Raw genomic sequence first — 2,569 nt, forward strand, 5'->3', positions numbered from 1 at the left:
GGGCGCCGCAATCGACGACCTCGTGGCCCGCCTTTTCCAGGTGGTCCTTGATCAGGTTCTTCATCTCGAAGCCGGCGTGGTCCGCGCCAAGGTAAATACGCATGGGACAAGCATAACCAGGCCGGCGTGCGGGGGTGCGCAGCGTCGCCGGTGGGGTGCGGGCGGGCTGGTCGCGGGACTTCTCGCTTGACGACGGCCCGTCGTCCCCACCGAGCACCGCCCCCTTCGAACATCGACTGCCACCCCGGGAGAGGCGCTGGACAACGCCGTTCGTTCGTTCATTCGATGCATAAACATAGGCGATCCGCGCGGGCCGACATGATGCGCATGACGCACACGGAACCGCTCCGAGACGGGGACTCCCGGCCACGAGCCCGACCGCGTCGGCGAGGTGCGCGATGGGCGCGCACCTCGACCGGCCCGCAACCGCGGTCCGGATTCCCCGGCACGCGACCCCGCGTCGCGAAAGCCACTACGCATCAGGAGTGCATCATGCAAAAGTCCACCATCGCCGCCGGTCTCGCCGTTCTGGCTCTGACGCTGGCCGCGTGCGACGGGTCCGGTTCGACGACCTCCACCGCCGGCGCAAATGACGTCGACGGGGGCGGGGACGCCGCCGCGCAATCCGGCCCCGCCCAGGTCGGCGACACCGTGAATCTGGAGCATTCGGACGTCACCACCTCGAATTTCCGCAATGCGGGCCCGGACGTGTTCGGCGACAACCAGGTGTGCGCCGACGTGTCCGTGGTGAATACCTCGGATTCGGAGAACGTCAGTCTCAATTCCTTCGACTGGGAGCTCACGGACCCGAATGGCGTGGTCTTGAGCACGGAGTTCGGCGGCGCGACGGATTACGACGCCGTCGAGCTCGCCCCCGGCGGCAGCAAGTCCGGAACCCTGTGCTTCAAGTCGGACGGCGCCCCGGGCGAGTACACCCTGACGTACGAGCAGATGTTCAGCTTCACCTCGGAGCCGACGCAGTGGAAGGCGTCTCTCTGACGCGGTTCCCGGGCCTTCACCTCGGGGCGTAAAGTGGCTGGGGAACGCGTATTTTCCCACTCCCGGCAACCCGAGGAAGCCCCGTGCATCGGCCCCCAGCAGTCCGCACCGTCCGCCACGACATCAACACGAAGCCGTTCATCGTGATCTGGGAGGTGACGCGGGCGTGCGGCCTGGTGTGCAAGCACTGCCGGGCCGATGCGCAGCATGAGCCGCACCCGGATCAGCTGACCACGGAGGAGGGCAAGCGGCTGCTCGATGCGCTGTCGTCGTACGAGAAGCCGTTGCCGCTGGTGGTGTTCACGGGCGGCGATCCGTTCGAGCGGGCGGACCTGGAGGAGCTGACGGAGTACGGCACCTCGAAGGGCCTCAACGTTTCATTGTCGCCGTCGGTGACGCCGAAGCTGACGCCGGAGCGCATCCAGTCGTTGCGCGAGGCCGGCGGCAAGGCGATGTCGATGTCGCTGGACGGTGCGACCGCGAAGACGCACGACGCCTTCCGCGGATTCTCGGGCACGTTCGAGAAGACCGTCGAGATGGCGCCGGTGATCAACGAGGCCGGCTACCGCCTGCAGATCAATTCGACGCTGACGCGCGACAACATCGGCGAGGCCCCCGCGCTGCTGAAGAAGGTCATCGAGATGGGCGCGAAGATGTGGTACGTCTTCTTCCTCGTGCCCACCGGCCGCGGCGCAGCGCTGAATTGCCTGTCGCCCGAAGAGCGCGAGGACGTGCTCAATTGGCTCGTCGACATCTCGGATCGCATCGCCATCAAGACCACGGAGGCCCCGCAGTACCGCCGCGTCGTGCTGCAGCGCCGGGAGGCGGAAGAGACCGGTGCCCCGAAGTACGAGGGCGGCCCGCTTTACGACGACCTGACGCGCCAGACCACCGAGCTGCTCGGAGAGCATCCCGAAAAGCCCCGTCCGCCGCGCTCCCCGATGGCCGTGAACTCGGGCTCGGGATTCGCGTTCATCGACCACATCGGCGACGTCTACCCGAACGGGTTCCTGCCGCTGCATTGCGGCAACGTGAAGGAGACCGATTTCCCGGAGATCTACTCCGAGTCGCCGGTGTTCAAGGAGCTGCGCGATCCCGACAATTGGCACGGCAAGTGCAGCGTGTGCGGCTTCCACAACGTGTGCGGCGGTTCCCGGTCCACGGCGTTCGCGCTGACCGGCGACTACCGCGCGTCCGATCCGACGTGCGTGTACGTCCCGCCGGCGTGGCACCCCGACGCCGACGCCGTCGAAGGTGATGGCGCCACCGCCGATGATCTGGCCAAGATCGGTTCCGGCCCGGGAGAGCCCGGCGTGCACACCCCGGCGCTGAAGCTCACGGTCGTCGACGGTTCGAAGGGGATGTAGCCCCACCCGCACCTTGTTACGGGTGTGACTGGTGGGGTAAATGGGGTCTCGACACGGCCGGTGCGCCGAGGTAGTTTTCACGGTTGGCCTCGGGCATTCCTGCCCCGGGGCGCCGGATCATCCCGAAAGGAGCGCCCGTGATCGGACGACGCTCGCCCCGACCGCTCCGTCCCGCACGGCGTCTCACCACGATCGGCGCCACC

3 protein-coding genes are annotated in these 2,569 nt (G+C 67.4%); 2 read left to right on the forward strand and 1 reads right to left on the reverse strand.

All coding sequences use genetic code 11. The annotated features are described in order from the left end of the window. Positions 1–103, reverse strand: a 103-nt coding sequence (locus GX015_RS08615; protein WP_291344382.1) for an RpiB/LacA/LacB family sugar-phosphate isomerase, incomplete at its 3' end; no start/stop codon positions are given. A gap of 389 nt (positions 104–492) precedes the next feature. Here GX015_RS08615 and GX015_RS08620 point away from each other — a divergent pair. Together GX015_RS08620 and GX015_RS08625 are read left to right on the forward strand one after the other, a co-directional pair. Beyond that, a complete protein-coding gene (locus tag GX015_RS08620) occupies positions 493–999 on the forward strand; it encodes a DUF4352 domain-containing protein (protein ID WP_291344380.1) in 507 nt (168 codons plus the stop codon). Between the two features lie 83 nt (positions 1,000–1,082). Further along, positions 1,083–2,366: a TIGR04053 family radical SAM/SPASM domain-containing protein gene (locus GX015_RS08625; RefSeq protein WP_291344381.1), complete on the forward strand. Its 1,284-nt coding sequence runs from the start codon at positions 1,083–1,085 to the stop codon at positions 2,364–2,366. Positions 2,367–2,569: the final 203 nt, after the last annotated feature.

This window comes from Corynebacterium sp., from assembly GCF_012837295.1.
In the GTDB taxonomy this organism is placed as follows: domain Bacteria; phylum Actinomycetota; class Actinomycetes; order Mycobacteriales; family Mycobacteriaceae; genus Corynebacterium.

Coding starts and splice junctions, on each gene's coding strand:
- GX015_RS08620 (WP_291344380.1), top strand. CDS start 493: ATGCAAAAGTCCACCATCGCCGCCGGTCTCGCCGTTCTGGCTCTGACG.